The 16,577-nt window shown below is 57.3% G+C and carries 18 protein-coding genes and 1 pseudogene; 12 read left to right on the top strand and 7 right to left on the bottom strand.

Annotated elements, in window-relative coordinates:
• Positions 1-71: 71 nt before the first annotated feature.
• The gene (locus ACR0LH_RS05205; protein WP_480719936.1) at positions 72-1,616 is read left to right on the top strand and encodes a trimethylamine methyltransferase family protein; all 1,545 of its coding nucleotides are present in this window, start codon (positions 72-74) and stop codon (positions 1,614-1,616) included.
• A gap of 1 nt (position 1,617) precedes the next feature.
• On the opposite strand, the gene ACR0LH_RS05200 is transcribed toward ACR0LH_RS05205, so the two are convergent.
• On the bottom strand, positions 1,618-1,917 hold the full coding sequence (locus tag ACR0LH_RS05200; protein ID WP_170417467.1) for a DUF6477 family protein: 300 nt from the start codon (positions 1,915-1,917) through the stop codon (positions 1,618-1,620).
• Positions 1,918-2,156: 239 nt separating this feature from the next.
• On the opposite strand from ACR0LH_RS05200, the gene ACR0LH_RS05195 reads away from it, so the two are divergent.
• Both ACR0LH_RS05195 and ACR0LH_RS05190 read left to right on the top strand, forming a co-directional pair.
• Entirely contained in the window at positions 2,157-3,257 is a 1,101-nt protein-coding gene (locus tag ACR0LH_RS05195; RefSeq protein ID WP_480719935.1) for a DUF6456 domain-containing protein, read from the top strand.
• 55 nt (positions 3,258-3,312) lie between these two features.
• The gene (locus ACR0LH_RS05190; RefSeq protein WP_480719933.1) at positions 3,313-4,236 is read left to right on the top strand and encodes a LysR substrate-binding domain-containing protein; all 924 of its coding nucleotides are present in this window, start codon (positions 3,313-3,315) and stop codon (positions 4,234-4,236) included.
• Between the two features lie 46 nt (positions 4,237-4,282).
• On the opposite strand, the gene ACR0LH_RS05185 is transcribed toward ACR0LH_RS05190, so the two are convergent.
• The gene (locus ACR0LH_RS05185) at positions 4,283-4,831 is read right to left on the bottom strand and encodes a redoxin family protein (protein WP_480719931.1); all 549 of its coding nucleotides are present in this window, start codon (positions 4,829-4,831) and stop codon (positions 4,283-4,285) included.
• 262 nt (positions 4,832-5,093) lie between these two features.
• Here ACR0LH_RS05185 and lipA point away from each other — a divergent pair, with 262 nt between their 5' ends.
• Positions 5,094-6,044: a lipoyl synthase gene (gene lipA, locus ACR0LH_RS05180; protein ID WP_170417477.1), complete on the top strand. Its 951-nt coding sequence runs from the start codon at positions 5,094-5,096 to the stop codon at positions 6,042-6,044.
• Positions 6,041-7,183 carry an amidohydrolase gene (locus ACR0LH_RS05175; RefSeq protein WP_480719930.1) on the top strand — a complete coding sequence of 381 codons (1,143 nt, stop codon included), beginning with the start codon at positions 6,041-6,043 and terminating at the stop codon, positions 7,181-7,183. The genes lipA and ACR0LH_RS05175 overlap by 4 nt, the downstream gene beginning before the upstream one ends.
• 4 nt (positions 7,184-7,187) lie before the next feature.
• Here ACR0LH_RS05175 and ACR0LH_RS05170 read toward each other — a convergent pair whose 3' ends face one another.
• The 3 genes from ACR0LH_RS05170 to hpt form a co-directional block, all read right to left on the bottom strand.
• Positions 7,188-7,547 (bottom strand): hypothetical protein, encoded by a 360-nt coding sequence (locus ACR0LH_RS05170; protein ID WP_480719928.1) that lies wholly within the window; start codon positions 7,545-7,547, stop codon positions 7,188-7,190.
• Positions 7,548-7,631: 84 nt separating this feature from the next.
• Positions 7,632-7,808, bottom strand: a complete 177-nt coding sequence (locus tag ACR0LH_RS05165; RefSeq protein WP_170384137.1) for a hypothetical protein — start codon at positions 7,806-7,808, stop codon at positions 7,632-7,634.
• A 6-nt stretch (positions 7,809-7,814) separates the two neighbouring features.
• Positions 7,815-8,360, bottom strand: coding sequence for a hypoxanthine phosphoribosyltransferase (gene hpt, locus ACR0LH_RS05160; protein WP_170384139.1), 546 nt, complete (start codon positions 8,358-8,360; stop codon positions 7,815-7,817).
• Positions 8,361-8,433: 73 nt separating this feature from the next.
• Between hpt and ACR0LH_RS05155 the strand changes: the two genes are divergently transcribed.
• Together ACR0LH_RS05155 and ACR0LH_RS05150 are read left to right on the top strand one after the other, a co-directional pair.
• Entirely contained in the window at positions 8,434-8,880 is a 447-nt protein-coding gene (locus ACR0LH_RS05155; protein WP_170384141.1) for a type II toxin-antitoxin system RatA family toxin, read from the top strand.
• Positions 8,881-8,918: 38 nt separating this feature from the next.
• On the top strand, positions 8,919-10,214 hold the full coding sequence (locus tag ACR0LH_RS05150; protein ID WP_480719926.1) for an MmgE/PrpD family protein: 1,296 nt from the start codon (positions 8,919-8,921) through the stop codon (positions 10,212-10,214).
• On the opposite strand, the gene pyrC is transcribed toward ACR0LH_RS05150, so the two are convergent.
• Entirely contained in the window at positions 10,211-11,248 is a 1,038-nt protein-coding gene (pyrC, locus tag ACR0LH_RS05145) for a dihydroorotase (protein ID WP_480719925.1), read from the bottom strand. The genes ACR0LH_RS05150 and pyrC overlap by 4 nt on opposite strands.
• Positions 11,249-11,401: 153 nt before the next feature.
• On the opposite strand from pyrC, the gene ACR0LH_RS05140 reads away from it, so the two are divergent.
• Both ACR0LH_RS05140 and ACR0LH_RS05135 read left to right on the top strand, forming a co-directional pair.
• Positions 11,402-12,310: an AAA family ATPase gene (locus ACR0LH_RS05140; RefSeq protein ID WP_480719923.1), complete on the top strand. Its 909-nt coding sequence runs from the start codon at positions 11,402-11,404 to the stop codon at positions 12,308-12,310.
• 58 nt (positions 12,311-12,368) lie between these two features.
• Positions 12,369-13,625, top strand: coding sequence for a vWA domain-containing protein (locus ACR0LH_RS05135; RefSeq protein ID WP_480719922.1), 1,257 nt, complete (start codon positions 12,369-12,371; stop codon positions 13,623-13,625).
• A 3-nt stretch (positions 13,626-13,628) separates the two neighbouring features.
• On the opposite strand, the gene ACR0LH_RS05130 is transcribed toward ACR0LH_RS05135, so the two are convergent.
• Positions 13,629-14,129, bottom strand: coding sequence for a hypothetical protein (locus ACR0LH_RS05130; RefSeq protein WP_170384151.1), 501 nt, complete (start codon positions 14,127-14,129; stop codon positions 13,629-13,631).
• A 247-nt stretch (positions 14,130-14,376) separates the two neighbouring features.
• Between ACR0LH_RS05130 and ACR0LH_RS05125 the strand changes: the two genes are divergently transcribed.
• From ACR0LH_RS05125 to ACR0LH_RS05115, 3 genes and pseudogenes are all read left to right on the top strand, one after another.
• Positions 14,377-15,345: an XdhC family protein gene (locus ACR0LH_RS05125; protein WP_480719921.1), complete on the top strand. Its 969-nt coding sequence runs from the start codon at positions 14,377-14,379 to the stop codon at positions 15,343-15,345.
• Positions 15,342-16,343 carry a molybdopterin-binding protein gene (locus ACR0LH_RS05120; protein WP_480719920.1) on the top strand — a complete coding sequence of 334 codons (1,002 nt, stop codon included), beginning with the start codon at positions 15,342-15,344 and terminating at the stop codon, positions 16,341-16,343. Before ACR0LH_RS05125 ends, ACR0LH_RS05120 begins: the two co-directional genes overlap by 4 nt.
• 111 nt (positions 16,344-16,454) lie before the next feature.
• Positions 16,455-16,577 (top strand): annotated as a pseudogene (locus ACR0LH_RS05115) ((2Fe-2S)-binding protein); the annotation flags it as partial.

Here is a 16,577-nt window from a genome sequence, read left to right as displayed (position 1 = left end):
AAACCATATGCTTTGCGCCCGTTGCCTCCTGTAACAAATCCATCAAACCAACCAATAGACGGGATCTTCTCATGGCAGAGGCAAATACCCGGCGCAGGGCGAGAGGTGGCGGTGGCGCCGCCCGCCGAGCCGAACGCACCGCGGTTCGTATCGAAACTGCAAAGTATATCGAACGTAATATTCCGAACTTCGAGGTTCTCAACGAAGAAGCGTTGCAGATCATCGAAACCAACGCTGAAACCATTCTGGCCGAGGTCGGAGTCAACTTTGTCGATAACCCCGCTGCGCTGGAGCGTTGGAAAGACGCTGGTGCCGATGTGGATGGCGAACGTGTTCGCATCCCTCGTGGTCTGGCGCGTGAGCTGATCAAGACCGCCCCCAGCGAGTTTACTCAGCACGCCCGCAACCCCGAGAAATCGGTGGTCATCGGTGGCCGTAATCTGGTTTTGGCCCCGGTCTATGGACCTCCGTTCGTTCGCGATGCGCAGGGTGGCCGACGCTATGCCACAATGGACGATTTCAACAAGTTCGTGAAACTGGCCTATATGTCCAAATGGCTGCACCATTCGGGCGGTACGGTGTGCGAACCGACGGACATTCCGGTGAACAAGCGTCACCTGGACATGCTGATGGCGCACATGACCCTGTCGGACAAGCCGTTCATGGGCTCGGTCACCGATCCCAGCCGCGCGCAGGATTCCGTTGAGATGTGTGAGATTCTGTTCGGCAAAGAGTTCGTGCAGGAAAACACGGTTATGACCTCGCTGACGAACATCAACTCGCCGATGACCTTCGACGACGTGATGATGGGCTCGCTCGAGGTCTATGCGGCCAACAACCAAGCCTGCATCATCTCGCCGTTTATCGTTGGTGGCGCGATGGCTCCGGTGTCGGTTGCGGGGACGCTGACGCAGGTTCTGGCCGAAGTTCTGGCTGGTGTTGCCTATAGCCAGATCATCCGTCCGGGTGCACCTGCAATCTTTGGTGCGTTTGTGTCGTCGATCGACATGAACTCTGGCGCGCCGACCTTTGGGACGCCCGAGGCTTCGATGGTCACCTATGGCGCGGGCCAGTTGGCGCGTCGTCTGAACTTGCCGTTCCGTTCGGCGGGGTCGTTCTGCGGCTCGAAACTACCTGATGCGCAGGCCGCGTATGAGACCGCGAACTCGCTGAACATGGGTCTGATGGCCGGTGTGAACTTCATGCTGCATTCCTGCGGCTGGCTGGAAGGCGGTTTGGTGGCTGACTTTGAAAAGTTCGTCATGGATGCCGATCAGCTTGGCGTACTGCACGGTCTGGCCAAGGGCGTAGCCTATGACGAAAACGCACAGGCGATGGACGCGATCCGCGAGGTTGGTCCGGGTGGTCACTATCTGGGATGCGCTCACACGCAGGCCAACTTCAAGGAAGCCTTCTGGAAAAGCGAAGTTCTGGACTATAAGCCGTTCGAGACATGGGAAGACGAAGGCGGCCGCGACACGCGTCAACTGGCGACGTCGCGGGTCGAGCATTTGCTGGCCAATTACCAACAGCCCCAACTCGACCCTGCGATCAATGCTGCTCTGAATGAGTACATTGAAACGAAAAAGGCATCCATGCCGGACGCCTTCAGCTAAGTCATTGATATTGTGAGGCGCGACTGGCTTTGAACAGTTGCGCCTCGCCCAGCAACGCGATCAGAATATCCAGGTGCCGAACCAGAGAATAGGCGGCGTCTTCGGCAGTCCGTTGCGCGTTCACCTCCTTTTCCATTTCTATCAGTCGCATCAGCGCCGCACCTGTCCCGGGCAGTGATCCATACCCTAGTATGCGTTGTAGGTGACGTTCACGATCATAATCCTGTGCGCCATGTTTTGCTGCGCGGGCCAATAGGCGTGGGCGGCGAAGGGTTGCGATCATGGTCATCAGGTCTTGCATTCAGAAGTTCCTAGTCTGTGTGGCAGTCCCTTTGTTTGCCACACAACCTAAGCGGGTGTTGCTTCAATCACCCTCTCGCCGAACTCTGACTTCATGAGTGTTTATGATTTTGAAACAAATCTAGTTCTTGTCTCCATCCGTTAACGAACGAGTAACGAAAGCGACTCTAGTTAGATTTGGTTAACCATTTCATTGGGGGCGATTGGGAACAGATTTTTTGTCGACGAGGGCAAGTAACTATGGAAAACAACATGGCTTTCACCATTCCGGCTTGGGTACCCGAAGGGGCGCAGAGGTATCTGGCGCATACCGAAACCGGTCAGTCGATCCGCGACATCGCGCGGTCAGCAGGGTGCCATGCTTCAACCATTCTCAGACAAATTCGGCGCATCGAGTCACGGCGGGATGATCCCCTGGTGGATGCGGCGCTTCAGTCGTTGGCGGATAGGCATTTCTCCGATCCGCTGGATCAGGACGGTCTTTTTCCTGGGGCGCCGGAGGACGAGACCGCCGCCGAGGACGAGTTCAACCGAGAAGCCCTGCGGGTATTGCGGCGTCTTTGTGAAACAGGGTCCGTACTGGCCGTTGCCGAGGATATGGACAAGGCAGTGGTCGTGCGGGATACGGGTGAACAAGCTGCAACCCGAACCGCTGTTGTAGATTGCGAGATCGCGCAGGCTCTGGCTTTGAAAGACTGGATTTCCTGCGACAATCCCGGGCGGATTTCCAGATATAGAATTTCGACTTCAGGGCGAACGGCGTTTAGCCAGCTTGTTGCTGAAGCGGAAAATCGGGCACGGGCGAGAAGCGAATTTGGAATGGCCGAGGCGCAAACCCCGTTTCAGCCAGAGGGGGGGATAAATAATGGCAGTTCAGGCGCGAACCGGCAAAGACGTATCCGGTACAGTGCTGCGGAAAGCCCACTGATTGGGCTGGCTCGCAGGCGGGACAAGGACGGCAAACCCTTTTTGGATGAAACCTTGGTCGGTGCCGGAGAGCGTTTGAGAGAAGATTTTGAACTGGCGCAAATTGGACCGCAAGTTGCTCAGAACTGGGACCACTTTCTAACAGCCGGTGGGAGAGGGAGCTTTGGGCAAAACGCGACTGCCGATCGAGGCTCGTCTGACGCCCGCGACCGGGTCGAGCGCGCGCTTTCAGACCTCGGACCCGGTTTAAGCGACGTTGCGTTGCGGTGCTGTTGCTACTTGGAGGGGCTAGAAATGGCCGAAAAGCGCATGGGATGGTCTGCGCGCTCGGGCAAGATTGTGCTGCGGATCGCATTGCAGAGACTCAAAAGGCACTATGAGAAGCAGACTGAGAAAAACAGGCTGATCGGTTGAGGGACACTCAATAAGCAAAGGTTGCAGATCCGCGTCGCGGTGATAGTCATGGGTTATGAATTTTACCCTTAGACAACTGCAGTATTTTTGTGCCGTAGCCGAGCAGCGTAATTTTGGCCGGGCGGCGCAGGTTTGCCATGTGTCTCAGCCTGCGCTTTCGGTTCAGATCAAAGCGCTGGAGGAAACGCTCGGGGGGTCTTTGTTCGAGCGTCAGGCGCGCGATATCCTGCTAACCCCGCTGGGGCGCGACGTTCTGGATCACGCACGGCAGGTTCTTGGCGCCGCGGATCGCTTGGATCAGTTCGCCAGAGATCAGTCAGGCGGTCATCGCTCTTTGTCCATTGGAATTATTCCGACTATCGCACCTTACATTTTGCCAGGGGTTCTGGCCGGTCTGCGGACGGCGGATGTGTCGCTAAAGGTGCAAATCCGCGAGGCCCGGACAGAGCGTTTGCTATCTATGCTGCGAGCTGGCGAGATTGACGCAGGCGTTGTGGCGTTGCCGTCTGGAGGCAGCGAGCTTTACGAGGTGGCCTTGTTCAAGGATCGCTTTCTGCTGGCAGGCAGCGCAGGACGGTTGCAGTCGATGCCGAACGATCCAGAAGCACTGCGACCCATAGACCTAAGAGCCACACAACTCATGCTGTTAGATGACGGTCACTGCCTGACGGATCAAGCGTTGGAGGTGTGCGGTCAGGATAGAAGCAGTGGGCTTATCAACATGGGCGCGTCTTCACTGGCAACCTTGTCCCGTCTGGTGGCCGAAGGGTTCGGCCTGACATTGATGCCGGAACTTGCAGCTCGTGCAGAAGCCGAAGCTGTGCCGGGTTTGAAGCTGCAGCGTTTCGGCTCTCCGCAACCTTTCCGAACGATTGGATTGGTACGCCGCGAATCGACGGGGCAGGAGGCTTGGTTTGACAGCTTGGCCGAAGTCATTCGACTTGTGGGAGAGGATATCGTCACCGCGGCCAGAACATGAAAAGACCCGCCAGGGGCGGGTCTTAGTGTCACTCATTCAGAGTAGTTTAAGCCAGCTCAGGCTCTTTGGCTTCGTCCAGATGCTTCATCAGGTTTTCCGGCGACGAAACGCCGTAGGGGTCTTCGGGGCAGTTGTCCATCAAACCGGGTTCTTCAAACCACGCTTCGACGACGCCGTCATTTACGATGGCAGCGTAGCGCCAGGACCGCATTCCGAATCCAAGGTTGTCCTTGTCAACCAGCATACCCATTTTCCGGGTGAATTCACCGGAACCATCGGGGATAACTTTGACATTCGTCAGACCCTGATCCTGAGCCCATTTGTTCATGACAAAGCTGTCGTTGACCGACATGCAGTAAATCTCGTCGATACCCTTTGCGGCGAAATCCGCGTGACCGTTCTCAAAGCCCGGCAACTGATAGGTAGAGCATGTCGGCGTGAATGCACCCGGCAGTGAAAATAGGATAACCCGCTTACCCGCAAAGTAGTCCGCGGTGGTTTTGTCTTCCCAGCGGAACGGATTTGGGCCATCGATGGCCTCATCGCGCACGCGGGTGTGAAAGGTGACAGCAGGTAGTGTCGCGCCGGTTTTCATAAACAAGCTCCTGTGATTCAAGGTGGGTTTTAGCGCTGTTTAAAACAGTTCTAAACTGGCTTCAACGCTCGAATTGCTGCGATGGCAAATGACGGTAGGTCACTGAAATAATGCTCATATGCCGGGCGCAAAAGCGAAAGGAAGCAGCAAATGCTGCATCGCAATATGGGCGCTGCATGGCTGATATGTCCTTGTGGCATAGTGCATGCAGACGTACTATGTTAGAGCACAGCAAATTGACCCAAAGTCAGGAAAGCCAGCCGTGCGTGATCTGAAGATCCCCGAACAACGTCACCCTGAAAAGGCGCATAAGCCGGACAATGCGCAGCCCAAAAAGCCAAGCTGGATACGCGTCAAGGCGCCGGGTGGCAAGGGCTATGCGGACACGCGCAAGATCATGCGTGACAATAACCTTGTTACCGTGTGCGAGGAAGCCGGCTGTCCGAATGTGGGCGAATGCTGGAGCCAAGGTCACGCGACCATGATGATCATGGGCGAAATCTGTACCCGTGGTTGCACGTTCTGCAACATCGCCACAGGGCGCCCCGACGCTTTGGACGTGTTTGAGCCCGGACGCGTTGCGCACGCGGTTGAGAAGCTGGGCCTAAATCATGTGGTCATAACCTCTGTTGATCGGGACGACCTTGAAGATGGCGGCGCGGACCACTTTGCGCAGACAATCCGGGCAGTTCGGCATCGTTCGCCCAAGACCACGATCGAAATTCTGACACCCGACTTTCTGAAATGCGATCCGTCGGTTCTTGAAACCGTGGTCGAGGCCAAACCGGATGTGTTCAATCACAATCTTGAAACAGTGCCGGGCCTTTACCCCGAGGTTCGCCCCGGCGCGCGATACTTCCATTCTTTGCGCTTGTTGCAGCGTGTAAAAGAGCTTGATCCGTCGGTCTTTACCAAGTCCGGCATCATGGTCGGGCTGGGCGAGGATGAACAGCAGGTTCGTCAGGTCATGGATGACATGCGCGCCGCAGACATCGACTTTCTGACTATCGGCCAATACCTCCAGCCGACGACCAAACATCATGGTGTGGATCGGTTCGTCACACCGGAGGAGTTCGCCTCGTATGAAAAAGCGGCGTATGGCAAGGGGTTCCTGATGGTTTCCGCAACCCCATTGACCCGGTCGTCTTACCACGCTGGTGATGATTTTGCGCGCTTGCGGGACGCTCGGCAAAAAATGTTGGAGCGGGGGTGACCCCAGATACGATATCGCGGCTGGTCCGTCTGCGTCGTGAACTTCATCAGTATCCCGAACTGTCCGGGCAAGAGCAAAACACTGCCGCTCGGGTCGCCAAGGAACTAGCTGAGCTTGGAGCGGACCGCGTTGTTACCGGGATAGGTGGGCACGGGGTCGCTGCGATTTTCGACAGCGGGATCGCTGGACCGACGGTTGCGGTTCGCTGTGAATTGGACGGGTTGCCAATTCAGGAACAAAGTGACGTGGACTATGTGTCCCGAGTCCCTGACCGGGGACATCTGTGCGGACATGATGGCCATATGGTTATGGTTCTTGGGGTTGCCGAAGAAATCGGCCGCGCGCGCCCTAAGAAGGGCCGCGTGGTTTTGATCTTTCAACCGGCTGAAGAAACGGGAAAAGGCGCGTTGGCCTTTCGCGCGGATCGCCAGTTTGCCAAAATTGCACCGGACTATGTGTTCTCGCTTCATAATTTGCCCGGCTTGGGCCTCGGCAAGGTCCAGATTTGCACGGGTGCGGCCAACTGTGCGTCGCGCGGAATGAAGATTGCCCTGACAGGAAAAACGTCTCATGCGGCGGCGCCCATGGATGGCGTTTCTCCGGCCGGTGCGCTGTCTGCCTTGATGCCGAAGATGGCCGAGTTAGGGGCAGGAGGCGCGTTAGACGATGCCTTCGCGCTGACCACTGTGACCCATGCCAGTTTGGGCGAACCTACGTTTGGGGTCTCTCCGGGCAAGGCCGAGCTTTGGGTCACCTTGCGCACTGTGACTGACCTCAGGATGCAGCAGTTGATGGCCGAAGCCGAGGCACTGGCCACGCAGCACGCCGAGGCGGACGGGCTTCAATGCCAGATTCTGTACGATGATGTGTTCGATTCCTGCGTGAACCACGCGGACGCAGTCGAAATTTTGGCCTCTGCGTGTAATGCAGGTCGCGTCGAGCATGAAATCACCCAAAGCCCGCAGAAGTTTTCCGAAGACTTCGGGCAGTTTTCAAAAGGTGCGATAACTGCAATGTTCTGGCTGGGTGCAGGTCAGGATCACCCGCAACTACACAACCCGGATTACGACTTCCCGGATGCCATTATTCCCGTTGGAACGGGCATCTTCGTAAATTCAATCCGTTCGTTGCTAGGGTAATGTCCTACTTAACCAGATCCCCGACAATGCCCACGGCTTCGATAACCGTGCGAGTGTCGTCTGAAATCGAAACGATCTCATCGTCTATCCGGACGTAGCGTTGACCGGGTGGCAGAGGCTTGAGGTTCCAGCCATCGAGATCGTCCAGGTAGTCAAAATCAAGATCATCGGGCAGTTTATTGCCGCGTGTATAGCGCTTGACCTGACCTGGCGGGACACCAACGCCCTTATTCGATTTTAGCGGCTTTTCCACCTTGACCTTGTCAGCACCTTTGCCTTTGGCCTTGTTGTCTTTTGCGTGTGCTATTCCTGCCGAGGCCGCAACAGCAAATGCAATTAGAACGCTGGTTGAAAAAAACTTCATGAACGAACTCCTCCCAATTCATTGGAAGGTAGTCTGATCGAATATCGTTTGTCTATTGATATTCCATTTGCTGAATTTGGTGCGCTAGCGCACTGGGGACCGCGCTGGTTCCAGTCGTCCCCATTCTGGCCACCACCCCATGTATTCAATTCCGCCGATTGCCAGAGCTATGAGGATTGCGCCAAACACCAACTTGACCCGCCGCTCGGACGGCGGGTTTCGCGCCCATTGAGACATGCGCAGCAGATGCCGAGGGTTCATGGTTCGTTATCCATCTTCGACGAACCGCACCTTGCCGATGAAGGGCAGGTTGCGGTTGCGCTGAGCGTAGTCGATGCCATAGCCCACGACGAATTCGTCCGGAATTTCAAACCCGATCCAGTCTGAACGAAAATCGACTTCACGCCGACTGGGTTTGTCCAGCAATGCGATGGATTTCAACCGACTGGGTTTGCGGCTGTTCAAGAGTTTGGTGACATGGTTCAACGTGTGGCCGGTATCAACGATGTCTTCTACCACCAGCACATCGCGCCCCTCAATAGCGCCCCGCAAGTCCTTGAGAATGCGCACTTCGCGACTGCTTTCCATCGAATCGCCGTAGGATGACGCCTCGAGAAAATCCACTTCAATCGGAAGATCCAGTTCCCGAACAAGATCGGCAATGAAAACGAAGCTGCCGCGAAGCAGTCCAACCACGACGAGTTTGTCGGTCTTGTCAAATTCCTGCGTAATCTCGCGGCAAAGTTCCTCGATCCGAGCAGCGATCGCCTTTGCCGAGATCATCTCATCTATCACATATGCGCGGTCGGTCATCGTTGCCCCCTTGATCTTTGGCGCGCAACATACGACATGACGCGCCATTGTCACCTGTAAATACCGGAACGCCATGCCTACACATTCCGAGACACGTCACCTGCCATATACGGCTCAGCAGATGTATGACCTTGTCGCGGATGTGGCCAAGTATCCTCAGTTCCTGCCGTGGTGCGCTGCGGCCCGTATCCGTCGCACCTATGCCGCGGGTGAGGCGCAGGTGCTAGAGGCCGATCTTGTGATCTCATTCAAGGTCTTCCGCGAACGCTTTGGCAGTCGGGTAACGCTGCATGCTGAACAGCGAAAAATCGACACCGAATATCTGGACGGACCGTTTAAATACATGAAGTCCGACTGGCATTTTCAGGAGGCACCCGACGGTGGGTGCAATATTTCGTTCCACGTCGATTTTGAGTTCAAGAACGCCATTCTTCAGGGCATCATTGGTGTTGTCTTCAACGAGGCGATGCACAGGATCGTTCAGGCGTTCGAGAGCCGGGCCGCCGATTTATACGCCTAAGTCTTTACCCGCGATGGGCGCACGCTAGACTGCGCCTCATGACCGATTTCACCTCAGCTCTGGCCGAGTTTGCATCCGGCCCAATTTCGACTTCGTCTCAGACGCGCATCGTGACGTCCCTTTCGGTACTTGATTGGATGGCCGTCGGTCGTGCGGGTGCCGGCGAACCCGTGTCCATGACAGTTCGCGATCTGGTTCTGGACGAAGGCGGCACGGGGCAGGCGCATCTGTTTGGCGGTGGCCACGCACCCCTGCGAGGGGCGGCACTGGTCAACGGGACCGTTTCCCATGCTCTGGACTACGACGACACTCATTTCGCCCATATCGGGCACCCGTCGGTCGTGGTGCTGCCTGCGGCGTTGGCGCTGTGCGAATGGGATGATCGGATTCTTGTAGACTTTCTCGAATCCGCTTTGGTCGGGATGGAGATGTCCATTCGGATGGGGCTTTGGCTGGGGCGGGACCATTATCAAGCCGGGTTCCACCAAACCGCAACCTCCGGCGCGTTCGGGGCGGCGGTTGCAGCGGGCCGGGTGCTTGGCTTCAGCGTCGATCAGATGCGCAAAGTTCTGGGTCTGACATCCACCCGGGCGGCAGGTCTGAAAGCCCAGTTTGGAACGATGGGAAAACCCTATAATGCCGGGCTTGCGGCATCGGCAGGCGTCGAGGCCGCGTTGCTGGTCGCCAAGGGGTTTGAACCCAGTTTAGATGCTCTGGAAGGGCCGTTTGGCTTCGGCGCAACGCATAAAGGTCAGTCCGATGTCGGCGCGGCCTTGGGGGGATTGGGTGAGGAATGGCTGTTCGATACGGTTAGCCACAAGTTTCATGCCTGTTGTCACGGCCTGCATGCGGCACTTGAGGCCGCCTTGGAACTGGACATCGCGGAACCAGAAGTGGCCGAGATCAAGATCAGGACTCATCCCCGCTGGATGAGTGTGTGCAATCAGATGTCGCCGACAACGGGGTTGGGGGCCAAGTTTTCCTATCGGACCGTGATTGCGATGCAGGCGCTGGGATATGACACTGCGTTGCCTGCCAGCTATTCCGAAAAAACATGCTCCGATCCGCGTTTGCTTTCGTTGCGTGACCGCGTGACCGTAGAGGCAGATGAGACGCTATCCGAGACCCAAGCCCTCCTGACCCTGCTGCGCCGCGATGGGATAAGCAAAGAGGCAAGCCATGACCTTTTGGCCCCGCTGCCCTTGGCCGAGCGAGAGGACCGGGTGCGCGGCAAGGCCGCCAAGTTGATCGGAGGCGATGAGGCGGACGCGATCTGGTCGATGCTGCGCACCGGAGGCCGCGCCCGCGATCTGGCAAAACTGCTGGCGGGTTAGGCCACGCGCCAGTGCAAGGGGAATCCAGGATCGAAAACCGTGACGGGGCCGTCACCGGATTCAATCTTGTCAGGATACACGACCGGTTCGCCCTTGGTCAGAGTGATCGTTCCCTCATTCACCGGCAGGCCATAAAAGCCCGGACCGTTGAGCGAGGTAAACCCTTCCAGCTTGTTCAGCGCACCTTCACGGTCGAACATCTCGGCCACCAGCGACATGGTGTTCGTCGCGGTGAAACACCCGGCGCAGCCACAGGCCATTTCCTTGTTCGCATCCGTATGCGGCGCGCTGTCGGTCCCAAGGAAGAACCGCGTATCGCCCGAGGTCGCGGCGGCCAGCAGCGCCAGCCGGTGTTCCTCGCGCTTGGCGACGGGCAGGCAGTAGTAGTGCGGTTTGATCCCGCCGACCAGAATATGGTTTCGGTTGATGATCAGGTGATGCGCGGTGATCGTCGCGCCCAGATCAACCTCATTGGCTTTGACATAGTCCACACCATCCGCGGTAGTGATATGCTCCATCACCACGCGCAAGCCGGGCGTGGCTTTGCGGATCGGGTCCAGTACGCGGTCGATGAACACCGCCTCGCGGTCGAAAATGTCGATATCCGCATCCGTGACCTCGCCATGCACACACATGGGCAGGCCGATCTCGGCCATCTTCTCCAGCACCGGGCGCACCTTGTCGAAATCCCGCACGCCCGAAGCCGAATTGGTCGTAGCCCCCGCCGGGTACAGCTTGACCGCCTTGATCAGCCCGCTGGCATGTGCTGCGGCGACATCCTCGGGGTCTGTATCTTCGGTCAGATACAGGGTCATCAACGGCTCGAACGTCATCCCATCGGGCAGGGCAGCCAGAATACGGTCGCGATAAGCGGCTGCCTGTTCGCCACGAACAACGGGCGGCACAAGGTTCGGCATGATGATCGCACGCGCAAAGTGGCGTGCGGTTTCGGGCAGGACGGCTTCCAGCATTGCGCCATCGCGCAGGTGCAGATGCCAGTCGTCGGGGCGGCGGATCGTCAGGGTATCGGTCATGGCCCCCGGCTATCACAGCGCGCACCAAGGTGAAAAGCCCCGAATGGCGCACGGTACCGTGTCAACTTGTCGGAACGTCGTAAGCCGCCGGAAACCTCTCGGTCTTGACGCGCACGCGCCGTCGTGACCTCTTGTGCCGAAGGGGAGAATGTCATGACGCAGCCAAATTCCATCGACGCCGTTCAGACCATGCTGGGCGAACAGGGGTACGTCTGCGGACGGGCCTTGGCCACGGTCGTCTTCCTGTCGCTGAAACTGGGCCGCCCTCTGTTTCTTGAGGGCGAGGCCGGTGTCGGCAAAACCGAGATTGCCAAGGCACTGGCCGCAGGTCTGAACCGCCGCCTGGTCCGCTTGCAATGCTACGAAGGGCTGGATGCGTCTTCTGCCGTTTACGAGTGGAACTTCCCCGCGCAGATGGTGGCGATCCGAACGGCCGAGGCGTCGGGCGGCGCAGATCGCGGCGCGCTGCAGACCGAGCTTTTCTCGGACGACTATCTGATTGAACGACCTTTATTGCAGGCCATGCGCCCGGATGAACACGGTGCACCGGTCCTGTTGATAGACGAACTCGATCGCACGGATGAGCCGTTCGAGGCCTTCCTGCTCGAAGCTCTCAGCGATTTTCAGGTCACGATTCCCGAACTTGGCACCGTCAAAGCGCCCGAACCGCCCATCGTTATCGTCACATCCAACCGAACGCGCGAAGTGCACGACGCACTGAAACGCCGCTGCCTCTACCATTGGGTCGACTACCCTGATTTCGACCGCGAAATCGAAATCCTCCACGCCCGTGCGCCCGAAGCAGCCGAAGCGCTTAGCCGCGAGGTCGTAGCCTTCGTCCAGCACTTGCGCACCGAAGACCTGTTCAAGAAGCCCGGCGTAGCCGAGACAATCGACTGGGCCAAATGCCTGCTGGCGCTTGACGTGATCAACCTCAGCCCCGAAGTGATCGGCGACACATTGGGCGCGATCCTGAAATACCAGGACGACATCCAGAAGTTGCAAGGCTCCGAAGCAAAACGTATTCTGGACGAAGCCAAAGCCACGCTTGAACCGGCCTGATGCTTCTTCTGTTCAAAAATACTTCGGGGGTATGGGGGCAGAGCCCCCATGACGTCTGATGGTCGAGCAACTCCCGCTTGATATCCCTGAAAACCCCAAGCTGGCGCAGAACATTACGCATTTTGCGCGGGCGTTGCGAAAGGCGGGCTTGCCCATCGGCACAGGACGCGTTGTTGATGCGATCCGGGCTGTTCAGGCCGCCGGATTTTCCGAGAAACAGGATTTCTACTGGACCCTGCACGCCTGTTTCGTGAACCGCCCAGAACACCGCACCGTCTTCGCTCAGGTCTTTCGCATGTACTGGCGCGATCCGCGCTACATGGAGCATATGATGGCCATGATGCTTCCTGCTGTGCGCGGCGTTCAAGAGGAACGCAAAGCCGACGCGGGTGAAAAACGTGCGGCCGAAGCGTTGCTGGATGGAGTTGAGCGCGACCTGCCCGAGGCGTCGGATTCAGAAGAAGAAACGGAACTTGAAATTGATGCCTCGCAAACCGCGTCTTCCGAAGAGCGGTTGCGCAGTCTGGATTTTGAACAGATGAGCACAGCCGAGATCGTTCAGGCCAAACGGATTCTGTCGCGCCTGACGCTTCCGGTGAAGCCCATTGAATCACGCCGGGGGCAGTCAAACCATCTGGGGCAACGCATCGACCGCGCACGAACATTGCGCGCAGCAATGCGGCAAGGCGGTGAGTTGCGGGATATTGCGCATCTCAAGCCGAAACCGCGCTGGCCCAATCTTGTTGTGCTTTGTGATATTTCGGGGTCTATGAGCCAATACAGCAGGATTATTCTGCATTTCCTTCATACGGTTTCAAACGCAAAAGGGGCAGGTTGGGCCAAGGTTCACGCGTTTACCTTTGGAACTCGACTGACCAACATCACACGACACTTGCAACAACGCGATGTGGATGCGGCTCTGGCCGCAGCCGGGGCCGAAGCGCAGGATTGGGAAGGGGGAACGCGCATCGGCGATTGCCTTCACGCCTTCAACCGCGATTGGTCTCGCCGAGTTATGGGGCAGGGCGCGGTCGTGCTTTTGATTTCCGACGGGTTGGATCGCGGAGAACCCGAAGCATTGGCGAAGGAAATGGAACGTCTGCACCTTTCGGCGAAGCGTCTGATCTGGCTCAACCCATTGCTGCGCTGGGATGGATTCGCGCCGAAAGCGCAGGGTGTTGCTGCGATGTTGCCCCATGTTGACAGCTTTAGGGCAGGCCATTCGATTGCATCGCTAGAGGACTTGGCCTCGGTCATCTCAAAACCCGATGACGTGGGTGAGAAAGCGCGGTTGTTGACCGCGCTTTCGGATTGAAAATCAGCTTAGCTGTTCTTCGTTGCACTTACGCGCCATTTCCATTGCCTTGTAGGTGCCCGTCAGATCAACGGTGAACGCAAACTCTTTCTCAGGAAAGACGACCATGACCTTTTGCTTGGCAATGTCATCGGCAAATTGAGGATCGTCAGAAAGGACATATCCACCCGAATAGCCCTTGGTAATGTTGCCCTTCATGCCAGTCGCTTCGCCAACATAGAGGTTCTCACCCAGCAGAATCGCGACGGCCTCGGTATCGCCGCGCTTGATGTCCGTTTCCTCCTTGGTGAAGACGCCTACGTACCCGACGGCGCGATCTTCGGTCAGTCCCATCTGCACGACGTTTTCGGCATCATCAACGGCTTCGATCAGGCAGGTCTTTTTGTCTTGGTCGATGAATACTTTCCATCCCTCGACCTCGCCATAACGCAGGAACGTGTCCGCAGACGCTATGGTTGAAGTGAGAAGACCAACGGCAATTCCCAGTGTAAAAATGCGTTTCAACTCTTTGTCTCCGTTGTGAAAAATTGGTTCGGTGCCCGTCAGAGCAATCCAACGGTAGGCACACGCTAGAACGTGATCCCGTGACAATCAACGATTTGAATGAGTTGCCTTGAACTGAGCCTTTTTGTGCCGAAGTTCATTTCCTGTTCGGAAGGCGCGGCGGGGCTGTGAAGATATTGGCCTTTAGGCTTACTTTTCATTGCGCCAAACCTGCCTATGTTGATTGTGAACTCGCCGGGAGGGTGCAATGGACAGATTCGACAACAGCCCAGAGACGGCATTGCGCTGGTACAATGAAGGCAAATCCGCTGCTCTTGCCACTGTCGTCGAAACTTGGGGCAGTGCTCCGCGCCGGGTTGGAGCGCAACTTGTAATAGGCGGTGACGGACAGATCGAAGGATCAGTCTCGGGCGGGTGTGTCGAAGGCGCGGTAATTGTCGAAGCATTAGAATCCATTGAAGAAAAAGAGGCGCGACTTCTGGAATTTGGTGTCAGTGACGAAGACGCATTTGCTGTTGGACTCGCCTGTGGGGGCACGATTCGGGTTCTGGTTGAACCGATCGGCAGCGTGCTTTCAGACTCCATGTTGCAGGAGTTGGTAGAAGCTCGCGCTGCCCGCGAGCCGTTGGTCTACGAGGTCAACGTGGAAACAGGGCACCGGGCCTTGCGCCGCGACGCCTATCCTCAGCGCCTGCGTATGGATCGATCAGGCTTTGAGGAAGACGGAAAGACATTTGTAGCGGTTCACAATCCCCCGTTGCGGCTAATCATTGTTGGGGCGGTGCATATCGCTCAGGCGCTGGTGCCTATGGCACGGATCGCGGGATATGATCCGGCAATCATCGACCCACGGGATGCTTTCGCCTCAAATGCGCGCTTCCCCGGAGAAACCATTCTAACCGACTGGCCGGATGAAGCCGTTGCCAAACTCGGATTGGATTCGCGCACCGCCGTTGTTTTGTTGACCCATGACCCCAAGTTGGACGATCCAGCGCTTGAGTCGGCGCTTCGGGCCGGGGTGTTCTACATTGGTGCTTTGGGGTCCACCCGAACACACGCGAAACGTGTCGCCCGACTGACCGAGGCTGGTTTCACCGAAGCCCAGATCGGCCGAATTCACGGCCCGATTGGTCTGGACATCGGCGCTGCCGACCCGTCAGAGATTGCCGTGGCAATTCTGGCTCAGATGACCGCTGTTTTAAGAGGCAAAGCGTGAAGTTCGGACCCGTTCCCGTAGCCGATGCAAACGGTGCGATTCTGGCCCATTCGGTCAAGGTCGGTGAAAGCAAGCTGCGCAAGGGGATTGTGCTTGCGCCTGAACATCTCGATCAGTTGGCGGCCTCGGGTCACACTTCGGTAACGGTTGCGCGGTTGGAGCCCGGCGACTGCCATGAAGACGACGCTGCGCGGATGCTGGCGAACGCGCTTGCACCGGACCCCAAGGCCGCCGGGCTGCGTGTGACGCCGCCCTTCACCGGCCGAGTGAACCTGCTTGCCGATGGGCCGGGCGTCGTCGTTCTTGATGTCGACGCGCTTGAGGAATTCAATCGGGTCAATCCGATGATCACCGTGGCGACTGTTCCGCAGTATCAGCAGATGACCGAAGGCGGGATGGTCGCGACGATTAAGGTCATCTCCTATGCCGTTCCGGGGGACGATGTGCTGCACGCCTCCTGTCTTGCCACTGCTTCAATTCAGTTGGTCCCGCCGACGCTGAAAACCGCGGGGCTTGTGGTGACCGATATTCCTGGCGGACCGTCCAACGAAAAGGGCATAGCGGCGATCCGCAACCGGGTCGAAGCCTTGGGGATGGAGATGACCGACGTACGCATTGTCCCGCATAAGCCCGAGCCTTTGGCCAAAGCGATTGCGACAATGTCGGGTGATCTGGTGATGATTCTGACCGGCTCTGCAACATCTGACGCTTATGATGTGGCCCCCCAAGCGGTTCGCGCAGCCGGAGGGCAGGTCGATCGTTTTGGCATGCCTGTTGATCCCGGAAATCTGTTGTTTTTGGGGTCGTTGCACTCCCGGCCAGTGATCGGGTTGCCGGGATGTGCGCGCTCTCCTGCTTTGAACGGGGCCGACTGGGTTCTGTCACGCGTGGCCTGTGGGGTCGAGACGACGGGTATTGATATTGCCGGGATGGGCGTGGGCGGCTTGCTCAAGGAAATCCCGACGCGGCCGCAACCAAGATCTTCACGAAAGCGATAGGGAACTTTCCCGCAATTCGCCAAGCGGTGGAACAATCGCAGTTTTTTGTTCTCAAATGAAAATCCCCGTGTTTAACTCTGGCTAAGGGAAAACACGAAATGGGAGGATTTCATGACACAGGTCTCGATGACTGTGAACGGCGTTGCTGTGAGCGGTGAGGTTGAGGGTCGGACGTTATTGTCTGGTTTTTTGCGTGATCATTTGGGGATGACGGGGACGCATGTTGGGTGTGAC

The organism is Ruegeria sp. CL6 (genome assembly GCF_056536465.1).
This window is presented reverse-complemented; position numbering and strand designations above follow the sequence as displayed.